We start from the raw sequence: 15,120 nt of genomic DNA, 5'->3' as shown, positions 1-15,120 counted from the left end.
TGACAAACACGCCACCCGAGAAGAAATAGGGCTCACTTACGGCATCTCGTTCGCAAACATGTCGAGCCCTGTGGTATCGACGCGCGGATAGAGCTCCCGGTAGACATTGAGGTACTCCACCACGTGACGCCGACCGAGCTGGGTCAGCCGCCAGCGGTACTCAGCGACATGCGTTCCACCGAGGGCCATAACGGGCACCGAGTCCACCAGGCCGCGGCTCGGTTGTCCTCCGGCCTTGCCTCGATAGCCCACACCGATGAAGAACAGTGAGCGGCCGGCCAACTGGTCGTCCTCCAGCCCGGCAGGCTCTGCGGCTGCGACACGCGCCAGGACCCCCCAGAGCCACTCCGACAGCAGATGGGCCGCAGGGTCCGGCTCCCTCGGTTCGCCAAGCCCCGCTCGCGCAGCCGCACGGCCTCGTCGGGTGATCTCCACCAGTACCCGGCCGACCTCTCCGGTAGCAGGGTGCTCGACCGAATCCTCAGTGACCACCAGCAGACCTCGCCGCTCCAGCGCGTGCACCGTCTGCCCGGCCCCCGGGTCGTGCACACCATGCTGGCGTAGCCTTTCCTGCAACCGGGTGTACCCGACAAGAGAAGGCGGCGCCTTGAGCGTCAGCGGCAACTTTCGCCACTCGGCCGCCTTCGACACAGGCAGCCGCTGGACCCGGCGCATCCACATCTCGGTTTCCGTCATGCGGTCGTCCCGCATGATCTCGCCCAGGTATACCTGCTGGCGTTCATTCAGCGACTCCCACGTTGCCAAGGCCGCCCGTGAAGGCTCCTGCTTCCGGTTGGTGGCCAAGGTTGGAGCCGGCTCGTCGGGTCTCGTGCGCATCCAAGCGTCCAGGACCATCCGCACCGGGACTCCGTACGCCTTCGCCAGGGGTGCAAGAAGCCGCCCGGTCACCTCGGGGTCCTGCCAGTGCCGCCCCTGGACCTGCAGCCCCTTCTCCAGTGAAGAGATCTTGGGCGCCGAGACAGACAATTCACGGCCTGCCACCGACGCCCGCAGAAGCTCGGCGACCCGTTCCAGCGTCAGCCCAGCGGCATACCTCAGATCGATCAGGGTCTCCTGTCCGCGCTGAGCCCCGGTCAGGTCATCCACCTGACAGCTGAGGGCCGCGGCGAGCTGCTCCAAGCGCGCCGGTGTCGGCGTATGACAGCCCTCCTCGTAGAAGAAGATCATCCGAGGGGATACCCCAGCCCGTTTGGCCAGCGCAGCACGGCTTAGCCCCATCTCGACACGTCGGGCTAGCAATCGTGCTGGGTCGATCGGACGCAGCGGCAGGGGCATAGATCAATAGAAGTCGAATGAAGACTTCATCGCAAGACTGCGTCCGAGTGATGGGCAGTCAGGTCTGTCAGCGAGGCCGGAAAGGGCCGATGCGAATGCGCTGTTGGCCACTCGCCCTCAATGGTTACCCTCGGATGCGGTGGTAGCACAGATCCAACTGCTGTGCGGCCGTACACACAGCTCGAGAGGGGCAGTGCAATGAGCAACGATGAGCAGACCTGTGGTCGGCCGACTCGCGCTGGCACGCCCTGTCGGAACCGAATATTCGGCTCCGACAGGGCGTGCGGTACGCACGCGACCGCCGAAGATCGTGCGGTGGCAGAAGCGCATCAACGAGGATGGCGCGAAGGCTACGAGCAAGGCAGCAAGTCCGGAGCCGCCTCAGCTAAGCTCAAGATCGAGTGGCTGGAACGGCGGGTTAAGGAGTTGGAGCAGCAACTCGACGATGCGACCCGGATCTACGACTTGGATGGCGATCAGGTCGTGCAGGTCGGCCGATACGCGTATCGCTGGCGTGGAGGCGAGCCACTCGAGGTCGGAGACCGCGTACGGATTCCGGAGAACTACGTGAGCCGCTTGAAGGACGGACCAGGCCCGACGATCGGAGTGGTTACCGCGTTGGGCACGACGTACCGAGGCGACCTCTCGGTGATCATTGGCCGCGCGCCGGTGGCCGACCAGGCGTAGGCAAGCGGTCCGAGTCCTGCGCGCATGACGTGAGGTTCGGTCCGACGCCGCTTGTCTCAGCTCGTTCTGGTGGGGTACGACGGCAGCATGCTTCGTTGGTCGCCACTCAATGAGCGTCAGCTCTCGCTTCTGACTCGCATCGGCGGGGACGGGAGCCCGGTCACCTCGGGCGAGTCTGAACTCGCCCATAGCGCCCGCGCTCTGAAGGAGCGCGGACTCATCAGCATGCCGAAGGCTGTGGGGGTGAAATGGCGGGCTGAGATCACCGATGCTGGCCGCTTCTACCTGGAGCATGGGCATCACCCGGACCGCCCGGCCCCGAAGCCAAAGACCGTGGCCCGTTCCCCTGCCGACCCGGTACCACAGAGCAGGCCCGTAGACCAGCTGGGCGACAAGGCCGGCACCCGAGCACCAGCGATTCGGCAGCAGCCGAAGGAGTCCAGGACCGTGAGCGGTCCGGCACTGATCGAGCGAGTCCAGCAGGCGGGGCGCTTCCTGACGATCCCCGATCCGTCGCCGGATGAACGGGCGAGGTTGCGCCGCGCGTTCGACGCGGCGCGCACGTGTGCACCCGAGGGCTACCAGCTGAAGTACAGCGGCCGGGAGAAGGGCGACTTCTACCTTGGCCTGCTCCGCGACAACGGCCTGGATGAGACCGAGTGGAACCGGATTCGACTGCAACGCAGCCGGGTCATCACGGACGTGGACGCTGTGGTCGCAGCACTGGAAGCCGATCACAGCGCCTTCGAGGTCTCCGAGGAGGTACTCCCTCGCGTGCTGTTGATCGTCCGTCTCATCGCGCAGGAGGCGCTGTCGCGCCATGGTGACGTGGCGATCTTGAAGAAGCGGAAGCAGCCGCGGCCGCTCCTCTCCGTCCACGGCAGAACATGGGAGTTGAGCTTCAAGGAGCGGCAGAAGCACGTCAAGTACGTGCCCCAGGCCACGGGACGGCGCAAGACGTACGACTGGCAGAGGGTGACTCCTGCTTACCGGTCCGAGCCGTCCGGTGAACTCGACCTCCAGGTCGTCGAGTCGCCCCAGGGTGGTTACGGATACGGCGGTGGTTGGAAGACCGACTGCGCCGACACTCCGAAGCGGTCGGTGGAGGAGCAGATCAGCTCGCTCTTCCGGAAGCTGAAGGCGCGCGCCGAGGAACAGGAGCGCCTCCAGCTGGAGCGCGAAGCCGAGCAACGTCGGCTGCGGGAGGAGCGGGAGAGGGCGGAGGCCGAGCGGCAGCGCTTGGCGGCCGAGGAGAAGGCACGCAAGCAGCGGGACTGGGAGGCTGCAGTCGCTGCGGCTGGCGCCAAGGCCGTCGAGGCATCACGCCTTGAGAGGTTCGGGTCGGCGCTGGAACGGTGGCAGGGGGCGCGGGAAATCCGGGAATTCTGTGCGGCACTGGACGAAGCCGCAAGCCGGACCGGCAACGAGGGCGAGGTGCGGAGGTTCCGCGAGTGGGCCGCTTGGGGCAGAGCGGAGGCGGACAGGATCGACCCGACGGCGCTCGGAAGCGGTCTCGGTGTCGAAGCCTTCGAGACCGAGCCTACGGCCGACGCGCTCCGGCCGTTCCTCAACGGGTGGAGCCCGCATCGGCCGGAGAAGGAGGCACCGCCCGCCGAGCCCGTCCAGCCGCGGCAGCAGACCGACCCGTGGCGCGACGTCAGCGCCGCACCTCAGGGCCAAGGCTGGAGATACGGACCCCAAGGTCGCGCTCAATGGTGGAGGCGATGACGCCGTGCCCCCGGTCGCGCAGCGCCTTCAGCGCCCGTTCGACGATCGTGCCGAGCCGCTCGACCTCGGCCCGCAGCGCGAGCAACTCGTCGAACCGCTCCACCCGCTCCTGACCGCACCACTCGCGAACGGTCCGCAGCAGCTCGTCCTCCGCCTGCAGCTTCCGTTCGTCGCGACGACGGTTCCACGACTGCCATGAGGGCTGAGTACGTTCCTGGTCGAGAGCCTCCTGCCGGCGCTCGACCTCCGGGAGGATCTCCTCGGCCAGGACCTCTGCGGCTCGCCGGGCGATTCGCTCGGTGACCGGCCAACCCGCCAGGATCAGGCCGGTGCGGTTCTCATGGACCATCGGGTCGGCACGCAGCTCAGCTGCATCGAGCCCGAGTCGGTCAGCGGTGGCATCGAGAGCCGTGAGCTCCAGCACGCCGGCATCGGCCGCAGTCGTGCGCAGCCGTAGATGGCTCTTGGGACGGACGAAGCCGAGAACCATTCGGGCGGTCTCGAACTCGGCAGTCTTCCGCACGTGCCGGGATGCCTCGACCAGCGCCAGTTCAGCAGCATCGTCGCTCTGGAAGACTGCGACGTCGTCCCACAGCGCGACCAGGGAGGCAGGGGCAACCCAGTCCTGCAGGCCGGCGTCCTCGCCTTCGAGGAATCTGATGTGCACCTGAGCGGCCCGGCGCGGGCCGCCGACCCGGACGATCTCTACACGGCGGATCACACTGCCGAGCATCTTGGGCTGGGAGCGGTACGCCCAGTTCTCGCCGATCTCCATCCTGCTATTGAGCCAGGTCAGGGTAGCTCGCCGCTACCACTTCCCTGTGTTCGTTGTGGTTGGGCCGCAGCGCGGCTGCCGACGTTCTGAACCGGACATGCGATGGCCCGGACCGTTACCGGTCCGGGCCATCGCCGCTGTGCCCGTCAGCGTCCCAGGTTGGTGTCGGCTGGGATGGTGCCGAGTCGGCCGGCCTGGAAGTCCTCCAAGGCCTGCTGGAGCTCGCGGTGGCTGTTCATCACGAACGGGCCGTAGTGGGCGACCGGCTCGCGGATCGGAAGGCCGCCGAGCAGCACCAGCTCGAAGTTGGCGCTGCGGGAGTCCTGCCGCTCGTCCGCGCGGATGGTGAGGGAGTCGCCCTCGCCGAAGACCACGGCCTGGCCCATGTGGAACGGCCGCCGCTCCTCGCTGGCCGAGCCGCTGCCGGCCAGCCCGTAGGCCAGCGCGTTGAAGTCAGCCCGCCACGGCAGGGTGACCTGGGCGCCCGGGTTCACCGACACGTGGATCATCGTGATTGGGGTGTGGGTGGCACCGGGGCCCTGGTGGCCGTCGATGTCGCCGGCAATCAGCCGGACCAGCGCGCCGCCGTCCGAGGAGGCCAGCAGCTTGACGCTGGTGCCGCGGATGTCCTGGTACTTGGGCGCGATCATCTTGTCGGCGGCGGGCAGGTTGACCCAGAGCTGCAGCCCGTGGAAGAGGCCGCCGGACATCACCAGGGACTCCGGCGGGGTCTCGATGTGCAGCAGCCCAGAGCCGGCGGTCATCCACTGGGTGTCGCCGTCGGTGATCACCCCGCCGCCGCCGTGCGAGTCCTGGTGGATGAAGGTGCCGTCGATGATGTACGTGACAGTCTCGAAGCCCCGGTGCGGATGCCAGGGAGTCCCCTTCGGCTCACCAGCCTGATAGTCCACCTCGCCCATCTGGTCCATCATGATGAAGGGGTCGAGGTACTTCTGGTTGATCTTGGCGAAGGCGCGGCGGACGGGGAAGCCTTCACCCTCGAACCCCTCGGGGGCAGTCGAGACGGCCAGAACGGGGCGGGCGACGGAGCCCTCGGCGGGGGCCGCGATGCGCGGCAGGATCAGCGGGTTCTCAACGGTCACGGCAGGCATGCCGGCCTCCTCAGTTGGGTTGGAATGCGATGTTCGTCCTGCGTCTCTGCAGGTCAGAGCTCTCTTGCGACTAGTCCCCCAACTGGACTAGCTTTTCGGCTCGCCGGCCGCGTAGTCCACCTCGCCCATCTGGTCCATCATGATGAACGGGTCGAGGAACTTCTGGTTGACCTTGGCGAAGGCCCGGCGGACCGGGAAGCCCTCGCCCTCGAAGCCCTCGGGCGCGGTGGCGACGGCCAGCACCGGGCGCGCCTCGGAGCCTTCGGCGGGAGCCGCGATGCGCGGCAGGATCAGCGGGTTCTCAACGGTCACGGCGGGCATGTCGGCCTCCTGGATCGTGGGGTCGTGGCCTACGAACGCAAGATTAGTCCAACTTTCAACCAGAAGCAAGTTGAAGATTGAACAATAGGCGGAGCAGGCGGGGCTGATCCCTTCCCGCGGCCGCGGGCGGTCACGCCGACCTGGGGGTCAGCCGTACATCCGGCGCATGGTGAAGTCCACCATCTGCTCCACCGCCCTGGCGTCGAACACCATCCGGTGCTCGCCCTCCATGTCCAGCGCGAAGCCGTAGCCGGTCGGCAGCAGGTCCAGCACCTCGGCGCCGGAGACGGTGAAGTACTTGGACTCCTTCCCCGCGTACCGGCGCAGCTCCTTGAGCGAGCTGAACATCGGGATCACCGGGGTGGGAGTGTTGTGCAGGGCCAGGAAGCCCGGGCGGTCGCCGCGCGGGCAGTGCACCTTGGAGGTGATGAAGATGGCCTGGAAGTCCTCCACCGGCATCGAGCCGGTGGTGAAGGCGCGCACCGCGTCCGCCAGCGAGGGCGGCGAGGGCTCGGGGTAGAGCGACTGGCCGGCACCGGGCTGCTGCTCGGCGTAGCCCGCGCCCATGCCGGGGCCCGGCTGGGCGCCGTAGGCCTGTTGCTGCTGCCCGTACATGCCCTGCGGCCCCGCCTGCTGGTAGGGGTCGCCCGGGTAGCCGCTCGCGCTCTGCTGCTCGTAGCCGTACACACGGACAGGCTAGCGGGCCCGGAGTGCTTGCGCGGCGGCCGATCCGGACAAGAGCGGCCCGGGTGGCGCTGTGCGGACGTGACTACGTTCACGCGGGATTAACGCCGAGAGGCTTGAAGAAGTTACTAACCGGTAGCATCATGATGTGTACTGGCGGGTAGGGGCGTGAGAAGCGCAACCCGGAAGCGACGAACCGGAGAAACGGTCATGGGTCACTACAAGTCCAACCTGCGGGACGTGGAGTTCAACCTCTTCGAGGTGTTCGGTCGCGACCAGGTGTACGGCACCGGTCCGTTCGCCGACATGGACGTCGAGACCGCGAAGAACATCCTCAGCGAGATCTCCCGGCTGGCCGAGAACGACCTGGCCGCCTCCTTCGTGGACGCCGACCGCAACCCGCCGGTCTTCGACCCGGAGACCAACACCGCCCCGGTCCCGGCCAGCTTCCGCAAGAGCTACCAGACCTTCATGGACGCCGAGTGGTGGCGCCTGGGCATCCCGGAGTCGATCGGCGGCCAGGTCACCCCGAACTCGCTGATCTGGGGCTTCGCCGAGCAGATCCTCGGCTCCAACCCGGCCATCTGGATGTACTCCTCCGGCCCGGCCTTCGCCGGCGTCATCGCCGAGGAGGGCACCGAGGAGCAGCTCAAGGTCGCCCAGCGGATGACCGACCGCCTGTGGGGCGCGACCATGGTCCTCACCGAGCCCGACGCGGGCTCCGACGTGGGCGCCGGCCGCACCAAGGCGATCAAGCAGGAGGACGGCTCCTGGCACATCGAGGGCGTCAAGCGCTTCATCACCTCGGGCGAGCACGACATGTCCGAGAACATCATCCACCTGGTGCTGGCCCGCCCCGAGGGCGGCAAGCCGGGCACCAAGGGCCTCGGCCTCTACATCGTGCCGAAGTTCGACTTCGACTGGGAGACCGGCGAGCTGGGCGAGCGCAACGGCGTCTACGCCACCAACGTCGAGCACAAGATGGGCCTGAAGGCCTCGAACACCTGCGAGATGACCTTCGGCGCCAAGCACCCCGCCAAGGGCTGGCTGGTCGGCGAGAAGATCGACGGCATCCGCCAGATGTTCAAGATCATCGAGTTCGCCCGGATGATGGTCGGCACGAAGGCCATCGCGACCCTGTCCACCGGCTACCTGAACGCGCTGGAGTACGCCAAGGAGCGCGTGCAGGGCGCCGACATCGCCAACTTCCTGGACAAGACCGCGCCGCGGGTCACCATCACCCACCACCCGGACGTGCGCCGCTCGCTGCTGACCCAGAAGGCCTACGCCGAGGGCATGCGCGCGCTGGTCCTCTACACCGCCTCGGTGCAGGACGACATGACCGCGGCCCGCCTGCGCGGCGAGAAGGACGAGGCCGCCGAGCGCCTCAACGACCTGCTGCTGCCGATCGTCAAGGGCTACGGCTCGGAGCGCTCCTACGAGCAGCTGGCCCAGTCGCTGCAGACCTTCGGCGGCTCCGGGTACCTGCAGGAGTACCCGATCGAGCAGTACATCCGTGACGCCAAGATCGACACCCTGTACGAGGGCACCACTGCGATCCAGGGCCAGGACTTCTTCTTCCGCAAGATCGTCAAGGACGGCGGCCAGGCGCTGACCGCGGTCTCCGAGCAGATCCAGAAGTTCCTCGCGGCCGGCGAGGGCGGCGAGGCGCTGGCCGCCGAGCGCGACTTCCTGGCCACCGCGGCCGGCGACCTGGAGGCGATCGTCGGCAAGATGCTGGCCGACCTCTCCGCGGTCGAGCAGGACGTCAAGAACATGTACAAGGTGGGCCTGAACGCCACCCGCCTGCTGATGGTCTCCGGCGACGTGGTGGTCGGCTGGCTGCTGCTGCGTCAGGCCGTCGTCGCGCAGGCCAAGATCGACGCTGGCGCCACCGGCAAGGACCTCGCCTTCTACCAGGGCAAGGTGGCCGGCGCCCGGTTCTTCGCCCGCAACATCCTGCCCGCCGTCTCCAGCCAGCGCCTGATCGCCGAGGGCATCGACCTCGACGTCATGGAGCTCGCCGAGGACGCGTTCTGAGCGGCTCGACCCTGACCGCCTGACCCACCCTCAGCACCGTGGGGCCCGCAGTTCGCGGGCCCCACGGTGTTTTTCGGGTACAGCGGTAGCGAGACGAAGTAGTAACCGTCCTGTCGGTGTACGGGCATATGCTCGGGTGGGAGGCCTCTTCCCCACCGGCTCTCCGCTATCCCTCGACCCAGGAGCAGCATGTCGACCGCCGACCGCCCGGTCTTCTTCGACCGGACCCACACCGACGATCTGATCGCCTATCTGGCGGCCGCCCCTTCGCCCTACCACGCGGTCGCCGGGGCGGCGGAGCGGCTGGAGAAGGCGGGCTTCCGGCAGGTCGCCGAGGCCGACGCCTGGGAGGGGACGACCGGCGGCAAGTACGTCGTGCGCGGCGGCGCGCTGATCGCCTGGTACGTGCCCGCGGGCGCGGTGGCCGCCACCCCGTTCCGGGTGGTCGGCACCCACACCGACTCGCCGAACCTGCGGGTCAAGCCGGTGCCGGACACCGGCTCGGCGGGGTGGCGCCAGGTGGCGGTGGAGATCTACGGCGGGGTGCCGCTGAACACCTGGCTGGACCGGGACCTGGGTCTGTCCGGTCGGCTGGTGCTGCGCGACGGGTCGACCAGGCTGGTCCAGCTCGACGAGCCGCTGCTGCGGGTCCCGCAGCTGGCCATCCACCTGGACCGACAGGTGAACGACGGTCTGAAACTGGACAAGCAGCGCCACCTGACTCCCATCTGGGGTCTGGGTCCGGTGGACGAGGGGGGCCTGATCGGCTACGTATCCGAGCGGGCCGGCGTAGCCGCGGCCGACGTCCTGGGCTGGGATCTGATGACCCATGACGTCCAGCCGCCGTCCTACCTGGGTCGGGACCGCGAGCTGCTGGCCGGCCCCCGGCTGGACAACCTGCTGTCGGTGCACGCCGCCACCGCGGCGCTGGCCGCCGCCGTCACCGAGGGCGGCGACCAGCTGCCGTACATCCCGGTGCTGGCCGCCTTCGACCACGAGGAGACCGGCAGCGAGTCGGACACCGGCGCCCAGGGGCCGCTGCTCGGCCGGGTGCTGGAGCGCAGCGTCCACAGCCGCGGCGGGAGCGAGGAGGACCGGGCCCGCGCGCTGGCAGGCACCATCTGCCTCTCCTCCGACATGGGCCACGCGGTGCACCCCAACTACTCCGAGCGGCACGAGCCGGGCCACCACCCGGTGCCCAACGGCGGCCCGATCCTCAAGGTCAACGTCAACAACCGGTACGCCACCGACGGGGTCGGCCGGGCGGTCTTCGCCGCCGCCTGCGAGCGGGCCGGGGTGCCGTGGCAGGCCTTCGTCTCCAACAACGCGATGCCCTGCGGCACCACGATCGGCCCGATCACCGCGGCCCGGCTCGGCATCACCACGGTGGACTGCGGGATCGCCGCGCTCTCCATGCACTCGGCGCGCGAGCTGTGCGGCGCCGAGGACCCGTACCTGCTGGCCTCGGCGATCAAGTCGTTCCTGGAGGGCTGATGCCGCGTCAGGGCCGGAACCAGCCGCACCGGTACCGGCCCTGACGCCCCGCCACTACTCCATCCCCGCCAGCACCAGCGGCAGCCGGCTGGCCGCGCCGGTCACCAGCCGCACCGGCACGCCCCAGTCCTGCTGGTGCACGTGGCAGGCCGGGTACTCGATCGCCGGGTCGTCGTCGCAGGAGGCGGCCATCGCCGAGACGTGCAGCACGCCCTCGGTCAGCTCCGGGTTGAGCACCAGCTCGCGCGAGAGCGCACTGTCCGGGCCGGCCCCGGCCAGCAGCAGCTCCGGCGGGGTCGAGCTGACCAGCAGCCGGGTGGACGGGCCGTACCGCTCGTCCAGCTTCTGGCCGGCGGGCGCGGTGAAGACCACGTCCAGCTGCAGCGCGCCCGGGGCAACCTCGGTGGCGGCGCGCTGGGTGCGGTGCGCCACCGACTCGACGGCCACCGCCTCCTCGGGCAGCCGCAGCCTGGTCAGCTGGTGCCGGGCCGACTCCACCACCACGATGTCCTCGCCGGCCAGCACCGCGCCGCTGGGCTCGCGCAGGTCGGTGGCGAGCGTGCTGACCTGGCCGGTCGCCGGGTCGAAGCGGCGCAGCGCGTGGTTGTAGGTGTCGGCGATCGCCACCGAGCCGTCCGGCAGCACCGTCACGCCCAGCGGGTGTTGGAGCAGCGCCTGCTCGGCCGCGCCGTCCCGGTGGCCGAAGTCGAACAGGCCGGTGCCGACCGCGGTGTGCACGTGCTTGGTTTCACGTGAAACCCAGCGGACCGCCGAGGTCTCGCTGTCCGCCACCCAGAGCTTCTCGCCGTCCGCGGAGACGGCGAGCCCGGACGGCTGGGCGAACCAGGCCTCGGCCGCCGGGCCGTCGACCAGGCCCTCGTTGGTGGTGCCGGCCGCCACCCCCACCGTGCCGGTGGCCGGGTCGAAGGCCCACAGCTGGTGCACCCCGGCCATCGCGATCCACACCCGGCCGTCGAAGAAGGCCACGTCCCAGGGGGAGGAGAGGTCCACCTCGCGGGCCGGCCCCGCGGTGGGCGAGCCCTGCCACCACTGGCGGCCGGTGCCGGCCAGCGTGGTCACCACGCCGTCGGCCAGGCGCACCCCGCGCAGCGCGTGGTTGACGGTGTCGGCCACCACCACGTCGTAGCCGAGCTCCAGGCCGGCCGGGACCAGGGCCAGGCCCTGCGGCTCGCTGAACCGGGGCGCAGCGCCGTCCATCAGGCCGCGCTCCCCGTCGCCGATCCGGCGCACCACGCTCTCGCCGTCCTCGGCCAACTCGACCAGCGAGTGGTGGCCCGAGTCGGCCACCAGGTACCCGCCGCCGGGCAGCCGCACCGCCTTGCCGGGGAACTTCAACGCCCCGGCCACCGGCTCCGGCGGCACGTACGGCCCGTCGCCGCGCCGCAGCGTGCCCTTGGCGCCGTGCTCCGCCTCCAGCTCCTCGACCAGCCGCGCGATCGCGTGCGCGTGCCCCTCGCCTGCGTGCTGGGCGACCACGTACCCCTCGGGGTCGATCACCACCAGCGTCGGCCAGGCACGCACCGCGTACTGCTTCCAGGTCACCAGCTTCGGATCGTCCAGCACCGGGTGCGCCACCTCGTACCGCGCCACCGCGTCCACCACGGCCTGGTGCTCCGCCTCGTGCACGAACTTCGGCGAGTGCACCCCGACGATCACCACGGTGTCCCGGTGCTTCTCCTCCAGCTCGCGCAACTCGTCGAGCACGTGGAGGCAGTTGATGCAGCAGAAGGTCCAGAAGTCTAGGACCAAAATGCGACCTCGGAGGTCCGCCAGACTTAGTTCCTTGCCGCCGGTGTTGATCCATCCGCCTGCGCCGACCAGCTCGGGGGCGCGTACGCGTGCACGAGAAGACATGTCCTCATCCAACCCCATCGTGCTGTGGAAGCATTCCGAGTGGATCTGTGACATGGGAGGGGCAGATGGCTGTGGACGGGAACGAAACGACTGCGGGGGGCGCGGAGAGCGCCGTGCAGGTGTTCATGGCGCTGCCGGGGCGCACGGAGGACGGGCAACAGCTGTTCCTGCGGTGCCTGGCGGATGTGGTCCAGACGCTCGGGCTCGATGTTGCCTCCGACTCGGCCGCTGATGATGCGTGGGAGTGGGGGCACCGAGTGCGCCGTGCTCTGCGTGAGGCATGCCGCCAGGAGCTGGTGTTGTCCGAGCCTTCCTTCGGGGTGCTCATGGCGGCGGCGGTCTACGACTCGAACCCGAGCTTCAACCGTCAGTTCGTCGAGCCGGTGTTGAATGCGTTCGGGTACCGACGCGTCCGCTCCGCGCTGCTCGACTACCTGCGGACGGGCACCGACCCGGAGCGGGCGGGCGCTGCGCGAGCGTGGTACTGGTCGGCCCTGCCGCTTCGGCTCTCCAAAGTCAGGGCAGAGGGTTCAGATATCCAAGGCCAGCCGGAGGCCGAGGACGGGTCCGTTCTGGTTCGCGAGTGGAACGAGGCGGCGCTCCGAGAGTTCGTGAGCAACGAGCACTTGGACGTTCGGCGCTGCATCCTTCCGGGGCTTCCGCTGTGGCCGTCGGCGTACCCGGCAGGACTGCACGACCTCGTTGAGACGGCAGTGGTGATCGCGCGATCGCATCCGGACGAGTACATCCGCCACCGTGTGGTGCATCAGGTTCGTGGTTGACGGGCAGAGCTTCTGAAGAAGCCAGGAGCCCCGCCCACACGCCACGGGGACGACGCATGGACGGGCTCGGCCCTGCTGGTATCCGTTCCACGGCCCGGCACGGGGGTTCAGGAACTGCCCGGGACCCAGTTCCAGCGAGTGGGAGGACCGGTGAACACGGACCCGCGCAGCCGGTTGGAGCGCCGCATCTCGTTCAGCTCGCGCGTCCGCTCCCGCAGCAGGCGCATGGTCTCCGACTCGGCGGGCTCCAACTCGGGGCCGTCGGCCTCCGGCTCGGCTTGCTCCTCGGACGGCTCCCGGGCGGGCTCACACTGCCGGTGGGCAGGCATGTAGGCGTCGCGTTCCGGGGCGCTCACAGTGCCCCCGAGATCTTCGCGGGCACGGGGGCCGTTGGGCACACCTGGGCGTGCTGCCGGATCTTCACCCGCGCGTCCGTCAGCGCCGACCCGTCCGGGGTGTACCGGCCGCCGGGTACCTTCGGGCGGAACGTGGCCTCGGCCGCTCGCAGCTCACGGGCGAGGCTGACGCACTCGGGGCACTCGCTAGGCGCCATCTCGGGTCACCACCCGGCACTCATCGAGGAAGGCGGACATGCCCCGCCTCGCGTGGCTCTGCACGGCAGACTCCTTCGCGTCAGTCGATCGGTTCGACTACTGGTCTACCGGCGCCGTTTCGGCCAGGCGGGGGCATGTTGGGGGGCATCCTGGGCGGGTGGTGATCGGTGACGTGATTCGTGATCTCCGGCTGGCGCAGAAGCGCACCCAAGCGCAACTCGCCGCCCTGCTCTGCGAGCTGTCGGGCAATCCCGAGGGGACGCCCGGCCGTGACCAGGTGAAGCGCTGGGAGACAGGGCGGGTGATCCCGGGGAAGTACTGGGTCGGGCTGCTGGCCCTGGCGCTCGGAGTCCCCCGGGCTGATCTCGAAAAGGAAGCGCACGCCACACGGGAGCAGCGCCGAACCGCCCGGTCCGCGCACGGAGTTGCCGTTCCCGGCCCGCGAAGGGCAGAACTGCTGGACATGCTGGCCTCGGTGGCGGGAGGGGACGAATCGTGGCTGTCCCGCAGCATCGGCCCGTACGACTTCTCGGTCGCGATGGCGAACCTGGCTGACCGGGATCAGGGAACGAAGCGCCGGCTGGTCCGCTGGCTGGACGACGGCTCCACCTCGATGCTCCGTGGCAACGCCCAGAGCACGCTGTTCAAGACCCACCAATCGGACCTGGTCGAGCGGGCCGAGCAGTCCATGGGGCGTGACGAGGAAACCCGTCGGCGCTGCATGCGTTGCTTCACTCGGCGAGCCTTCGGGCTCTCCTGGCCCGACGCATCGCAGTACACGGCGCTCGCCGCTCCGCCGGCTGAGATCCGCAGCCTCGGTCAGCTGCTCCACGACCCCCACGACCCATCGAACCGCTGGTGTGCGGCGGTGTTCCTGGGAGAGGCTGTCGAGGGCGGCTCAGGGGCTGCCAGGGCCCTGCTCGTTGGGGCCCTGCGTACGGAGTCCAGCAGGGAGAACCTGCGGGCCATCGGCTTGGGACTGAACGGAGAACGACCGTGGAGCTGATCATCCTTGGTGACAAGGGCGACGCGATAGAGGCGCTGACGGCCATCGCCAATGAACGTGGCATCACGAACGCCGCCGTCGTCTCGGTCGTCGGCGCGGCACGGTCGTTCACGGTCTCGAACATGAAGGCCGACAACCCCAGGGAGGCAGTACTGACCTCCGGCCGCCTGGCCGAGGTGGCCGGGAACGGCGAGATCCGCGACGGCGTGGTGAATATCCACGTGACGTGCGGCCTAGACGGTGGACAGGCCGTGGCGGGCCACCTGAACGCGGCAGAGGTCGGCGGGCCGTACAGCCTTCATGTGTACGTCCAACAGCTTTGAGCGTCGCACACAACCCTTTGTGCAGGGGACGGCCCCCGTCGCCACCCCGATCACTGGGCTCTGGCGAGGGGGCCGTGGTGTGCTCGGGCAGGGGCGGCGGGCAGGGCGGGCGATACCCCCCACCCTCTAATTCGCGGCGACGTGCGCGGGCATGGGGGCCGGGTCCCCCTTGCGTGAGCGACCAGAGATACATACGCCCCCCGTGCCCCCTAGGGCCTGTTCCGAGTTCAGATCACGGTTTAGTGGTTCGCTGACGCCGGGCGGTCGCGGCCCGGTAGAACTGCGGTGTGACGCGTGGTGATCTGAGTGATGCCGAATGGGAGTTGGTGGAGCCGCTCCTGCCGCTGGGCGAGCGTGGGCCGATCCCCGACCTGCGCCGACAGCTCGATGCGGTGATGTGGCGTTTCCGGACCGGGAGTCCACGGCGGGACGTCCCTGAGCGC

The 15,120-nt window shown here is 69.2% G+C and carries 15 protein-coding genes and 1 pseudogene; 8 read left to right on the top strand and 8 right to left on the bottom strand.

The features are described 5' to 3' along the window. Positions 1-36: 36 nt before the first annotated feature. Positions 37-1,296 (bottom strand): helix-turn-helix domain-containing protein, encoded by a 1,260-nt coding sequence (locus C7C46_RS19040; RefSeq protein ID WP_110671062.1) that lies wholly within the window; start codon positions 1,294-1,296, stop codon positions 37-39. Positions 1,297-1,494: 198 nt separating this feature from the next. On the opposite strand from C7C46_RS19040, the gene C7C46_RS19035 reads away from it, so the two are divergent. Together C7C46_RS19035 and C7C46_RS19030 are read left to right on the top strand one after the other, a co-directional pair. Beyond that, positions 1,495-1,983, top strand: coding sequence for a FliH/SctL family protein (locus tag C7C46_RS19035; protein WP_245984521.1), 489 nt, complete (start codon positions 1,495-1,497; stop codon positions 1,981-1,983). A gap of 447 nt (positions 1,984-2,430) precedes the next feature. After that, on the top strand, positions 2,431-3,711 hold the full coding sequence (locus C7C46_RS19030) for a hypothetical protein (RefSeq protein ID WP_245984519.1): 1,281 nt from the start codon (positions 2,431-2,433) through the stop codon (positions 3,709-3,711). Here the strand turns inward: C7C46_RS19030 and C7C46_RS19025 are convergent. The 4 genes and pseudogenes from C7C46_RS19025 to C7C46_RS19010 all read right to left on the bottom strand — a co-directional run bounded on the left by C7C46_RS19025 (position 3,641) and on the right by C7C46_RS19010 (position 6,606). Beyond that, entirely contained in the window at positions 3,641-4,486 is an 846-nt protein-coding gene (locus C7C46_RS19025; protein ID WP_110671060.1) for a PE-PGRS family protein, read from the bottom strand. The genes C7C46_RS19030 and C7C46_RS19025 overlap by 71 nt on opposite strands. A gap of 146 nt (positions 4,487-4,632) precedes the next feature. After that, positions 4,633-5,598: a pirin family protein gene (locus C7C46_RS19020; protein ID WP_110671059.1), complete on the bottom strand. Its 966-nt coding sequence runs from the start codon at positions 5,596-5,598 to the stop codon at positions 4,633-4,635. A gap of 93 nt (positions 5,599-5,691) precedes the next feature. Next, positions 5,692-5,919 (bottom strand): annotated as a pseudogene (locus C7C46_RS19015) (pirin family protein); the annotation flags it as partial. A gap of 147 nt (positions 5,920-6,066) precedes the next feature. Continuing rightward, entirely contained in the window at positions 6,067-6,606 is a 540-nt protein-coding gene (locus C7C46_RS19010; protein WP_425470096.1) for an SseB family protein, read from the bottom strand. A gap of 207 nt (positions 6,607-6,813) precedes the next feature. Here C7C46_RS19010 and C7C46_RS19005 point away from each other — a divergent pair, with 207 nt between their 5' ends. Together C7C46_RS19005 and C7C46_RS19000 are read left to right on the top strand one after the other, a co-directional pair. After that, a complete protein-coding gene (locus tag C7C46_RS19005) occupies positions 6,814-8,643 on the top strand; it encodes an acyl-CoA dehydrogenase (RefSeq protein ID WP_110671058.1) in 1,830 nt (609 codons plus the stop codon). Between the two features lie 189 nt (positions 8,644-8,832). Continuing rightward, positions 8,833-10,137 carry a M18 family aminopeptidase gene (locus tag C7C46_RS19000; RefSeq protein ID WP_110671057.1) on the top strand — a complete coding sequence of 435 codons (1,305 nt, stop codon included), beginning with the start codon at positions 8,833-8,835 and terminating at the stop codon, positions 10,135-10,137. A gap of 54 nt (positions 10,138-10,191) precedes the next feature. Here C7C46_RS19000 and C7C46_RS18995 read toward each other — a convergent pair whose 3' ends face one another. Then, positions 10,192-12,012: an NHL domain-containing thioredoxin family protein gene (locus C7C46_RS18995; RefSeq protein WP_110671056.1), complete on the bottom strand. Its 1,821-nt coding sequence runs from the start codon at positions 12,010-12,012 to the stop codon at positions 10,192-10,194. A 113-nt stretch (positions 12,013-12,125) separates the two neighbouring features. Here C7C46_RS18995 and C7C46_RS18990 point away from each other — a divergent pair, with 113 nt between their 5' ends. After that, complete coding sequence (locus C7C46_RS18990) at positions 12,126-12,794, top strand: hypothetical protein (protein WP_245984517.1); 669 nt, start codon at positions 12,126-12,128, stop codon at positions 12,792-12,794. A gap of 107 nt (positions 12,795-12,901) precedes the next feature. Here C7C46_RS18990 and C7C46_RS18985 read toward each other — a convergent pair whose 3' ends face one another. Both C7C46_RS18985 and C7C46_RS18980 read right to left on the bottom strand, forming a co-directional pair. Beyond that, a complete protein-coding gene (locus tag C7C46_RS18985; RefSeq protein WP_110671055.1) occupies positions 12,902-13,150 on the bottom strand; it encodes a hypothetical protein in 249 nt (82 codons plus the stop codon). After that, positions 13,147-13,347: a hypothetical protein gene (locus C7C46_RS18980; RefSeq protein WP_110671054.1), complete on the bottom strand. Its 201-nt coding sequence runs from the start codon at positions 13,345-13,347 to the stop codon at positions 13,147-13,149. Before C7C46_RS18980 ends, C7C46_RS18985 begins: the two co-directional genes overlap by 4 nt. Positions 13,348-13,505: 158 nt before the next feature. On the opposite strand from C7C46_RS18980, the gene C7C46_RS35115 reads away from it, so the two are divergent. The 3 genes from C7C46_RS35115 to C7C46_RS37735 all read left to right on the top strand — a co-directional run. After that, positions 13,506-14,354, top strand: coding sequence for a helix-turn-helix domain-containing protein (locus C7C46_RS35115; protein ID WP_181442417.1), 849 nt, complete (start codon positions 13,506-13,508; stop codon positions 14,352-14,354). Beyond that, entirely contained in the window at positions 14,345-14,677 is a 333-nt protein-coding gene (locus tag C7C46_RS34350) for a PCC domain-containing protein (protein WP_181442416.1), read from the top strand. The genes C7C46_RS35115 and C7C46_RS34350 overlap by 10 nt, the downstream gene beginning before the upstream one ends. Before the next feature lie 287 nt (positions 14,678-14,964). After that, the coding region (locus C7C46_RS37735) for a transposase (protein WP_146259135.1) at positions 14,965-15,120 on the top strand (156 nt) is incomplete at its 3' end.

Origin of the sequence: Streptomyces tateyamensis, assembly GCF_003205575.1 — a bacterium.
Lineage (GTDB): Bacteria > Actinomycetota > Actinomycetes > Streptomycetales > Streptomycetaceae > Kitasatospora > Kitasatospora tateyamensis.
This window is presented reverse-complemented; position numbering and strand designations above follow the sequence as displayed.

What these genes read in the sequence shown, in the direction of transcription:
- C7C46_RS19000 (WP_110671057.1), top strand. Translation starts at nt 8,833, where the DNA reads ATGTCGACCGCCGACCGCCCGGTCTTCTTCGACCGGACCCACACCGAC.
- C7C46_RS18980 (WP_110671054.1), bottom strand. Translation starts at nt 13,347, where the DNA reads ATGGCGCCTAGCGAGTGCCCCGAGTGCGTCAGCCTCGCCCGTGAGCTG.
- C7C46_RS19025 (WP_110671060.1), bottom strand. Translation starts at nt 4,486, where the DNA reads ATGGAGATCGGCGAGAACTGGGCGTACCGCTCCCAGCCCAAGATGCTC.
- C7C46_RS19005 (WP_110671058.1), top strand. Translation starts at nt 6,814, where the DNA reads ATGGGTCACTACAAGTCCAACCTGCGGGACGTGGAGTTCAACCTCTTC.
- C7C46_RS19035 (WP_245984521.1), top strand. Translation starts at nt 1,495, where the DNA reads ATGAGCAACGATGAGCAGACCTGTGGTCGGCCGACTCGCGCTGGCACG.
- C7C46_RS19040 (WP_110671062.1), bottom strand. Translation starts at nt 1,296, where the DNA reads ATGCCCCTGCCGCTGCGTCCGATCGACCCAGCACGATTGCTAGCCCGA.
- C7C46_RS18995 (WP_110671056.1), bottom strand. Translation starts at nt 12,012, where the DNA reads ATGTCTTCTCGTGCACGCGTACGCGCCCCCGAGCTGGTCGGCGCAGGC.
- C7C46_RS19020 (WP_110671059.1), bottom strand. Translation starts at nt 5,598, where the DNA reads ATGCCTGCCGTGACCGTTGAGAACCCGCTGATCCTGCCGCGCATCGCG.